This window comes from Marinomonas ostreistagni, assembly GCF_016461785.1.
Taxonomy (GTDB): domain Bacteria; phylum Pseudomonadota; class Gammaproteobacteria; order Pseudomonadales; family Marinomonadaceae; genus Marinomonas; species Marinomonas ostreistagni_A.
The window spans coordinates 1-2366 of the sequence record NZ_JAEMUH010000029.1 but is presented as its reverse complement, the minus strand read 5'-3'; the positions used below and the strand labels follow the sequence as shown (position 1 = coordinate 2366).

2 protein-coding genes are annotated in these 2366 nt (G+C 44.8%); both read right to left on the bottom strand.

Annotation, left to right across the window (positions count from 1 at the left end; genetic code table 11):
* Positions 1 to 286: 286 nt before the first annotated feature.
* On the bottom strand, positions 287 to 1420 hold the full coding sequence (locus JHD44_RS18625) for an IS91 family transposase (protein WP_233402337.1): 1134 nt from the start codon (positions 1418 to 1420) through the stop codon (positions 287 to 289).
* Positions 1417 to 2268: a tyrosine-type recombinase/integrase gene (locus JHD44_RS18620; protein ID WP_199464228.1), complete on the bottom strand. Its 852-nt coding sequence runs from the start codon at positions 2266 to 2268 to the stop codon at positions 1417 to 1419. Before JHD44_RS18620 ends, JHD44_RS18625 begins: the two co-directional genes overlap by 4 nt.
* Positions 2269 to 2366 lie beyond the last annotated feature (98 nt).

Below are 2366 nucleotides of genomic sequence, written 5' to 3'. Positions count from 1 at the left end.
TAACAATTAAGGGTTATACGGCAGCGTAGCTGCGGCTATAACCCACTGTTGAACGGCCGCGTTGTCTATATAGGGGATTTGCTTTTTTCATGGTGGGACTTCCCTGTTAAATAACTCGCTAAAACCAAAGATCCTCTGGTCTATTTCGCATCAGATCGTCTTTGATCACCGCAATATTGGTTCTTAATGTACCCTTTTTTAGCGTGATTTGACCAGAGAGGCAAGTGATTACCTCAGGCCTTATGACCTGATCTGCTTTATATTCTGATCTCATTATGTGCTAACGCTAACTACCATTGTCCCACGGTAGCATGACACTAAGCCTCTCTGTCACTTTACTCTCTGAGACATCGCCAAGATAAGTAACAGTACGTTCTCCACAAACAGGACACGAACATCCTGATTCAGCTACCTTTTCACTGTCTTCCTTGGTTCGTCGCTCGTACCTGTCTAATTGCTTATCTACCCGCTTTTTCACTTTCGCTCTTATTGCATTCGACAAACAGCCATAATGCCGGATGCGCATAAAGCCCCTTGGTAATACATGCAGTAAAAAACGCCTTACCAGTTCCTGTGGCGTGAGTGTTAAAAGCGACTGTTTATTAGAGCGGTAATCTCGATATTGAAGGCTGATTTTGTCGTTGTTCCACACTTGGAAGCGGTTGTTAGATAAGGCAATACGATGGCTATAGCGTGCTAAGTAAGCAACCAAAGTCGAGCGATATTCAATCGCTGACTTACAATAGACCACCCAAGGCTTTTGCATTAAAACATTCAGTAGCTGACTCACCTCCGCTTTGGATAGCGATGGCAACAACCCCTCGCTAAAGGCTGCTCTTAGTTGACTGACCATGGCACCTCTAAAACGATTTGATAACAGTTTCACCGGAAGAAAATAGTGTTTCCTCAGGCTGTGCCAGCCTTGATCTCTATACACTCCAGAGGGAACCAAGGCATGAAGGTGAACATGACGCACCAATGTTTGGCCCCATGTGTGTAAGACCGCTGTCATACCAGCCCGTCCTTTGTGTTTTCGTTGGCTTAACTCATTCAGCGCTCGCCAAGCAGCCTGAAACAACGTGTCATAAATGACTCGATCATGTTTAGCTATCCAAGCGTTTAGCTCATGAGGCAGTGTAAAAACCAAGTGAAAATATGGTACTGGCAAACATCGTTCTTCCTGCCTCAATAGCCATTGTTCGCTTGCCTTCTTTTGGCACTGGGGACAATGCCTATCTCGACAGCTATGATGCCAAAACCAATGGTGACCACAGCCATAACATTGATATTTGCCTGTGCCCATGCGCTCGGTTCGACAGTCTTCTATATGATGTAGAACCTGCCATTGTCTCGCATTCGCCTGTATCTGCTGTTGTTCGTGGCAATGATGAATCACGCTCGCTAGGCTTATCCCGTTCATGATGGACACCAGTCGGACGGCAATAAATCTTCACTATCTCGTCTCTTTAGATCCATCATCGCGATCCATTGCAGATAACGAAATGTGGTTTGGATCTGCTTATGACCTAATAAGGCTTGCAGCCTAGGTAACGGCATTCCTGCTAACAATTGATGACAAGCAAACGCATGACGCAGGCTATGGAAACGAATGCATTTATGGATCCCTGCACGCTTAGCAGCTTCTTTTGTCTCTAATCGCAGGTATTTACTATGCAGAGGGCGGTGTTTATCGAGTCCATAAACCACCACATCACAAGGTTCGTATCGTTGCCAATAGGTACCGAGCACCTGTTGCAAGCTTTGCGGAAACAGCACATAGCGATCTTGTTGCCCTTTCCCTTGCCTTACTTTGATGCAGTGATGAGTAAGGTCTAAATCATCGACTCGCAGGGCATTAATTTCACTGATTCTCATCCCTGTTGTATACGCTAACACCATGGCGACATACACTTTTGGATGCTGACAGCATCTAATCATCGCTTGTACTTCATCTGGATAAAGCAAATCTGGAATTTTCTGAGATTTATTAGGATGAGGAAGCGATACCGATGGCATCTCTTTGTTCGCAACTTTTCGATATAGAAAGTTAAGAGCATGTAATGCTTGGCGACAGCTTGACCAGCTCCACCCTCGCTCTCTTATTAGATACAGTAAATAGTGTTGGATATCGTTTTGATTGAGCTGATCAGGAGATACTCGAAAATACCGAGCCACTTCCGTTAATTGATATAAATAAGCTCTTTGCGTCGACACAGAAAAACCTTCTAGGGTCATCCTGTCTATGACTCGCTGGCGTAAAAGCGTCATGACTTAATTCTCCGTTGTTGAATGGAAGATTAAGTCTGGTTCTAAATGAGGAAATTGGGGAAACTGAGAAAAGACCCGCGAAGCGGCTTAGTTCAACA

What these genes read in the sequence shown, in the direction of transcription:
- JHD44_RS18620 (WP_199464228.1), bottom strand. Translation starts at nt 2,268, where the DNA reads ATGACGCTTTTACGCCAGCGAGTCATAGACAGGATGACCCTAGAAGGT.
- JHD44_RS18625 (WP_233402337.1), bottom strand. Translation starts at nt 1,420, where the DNA reads ATGAACGGGATAAGCCTAGCGAGCGTGATTCATCATTGCCACGAACAA.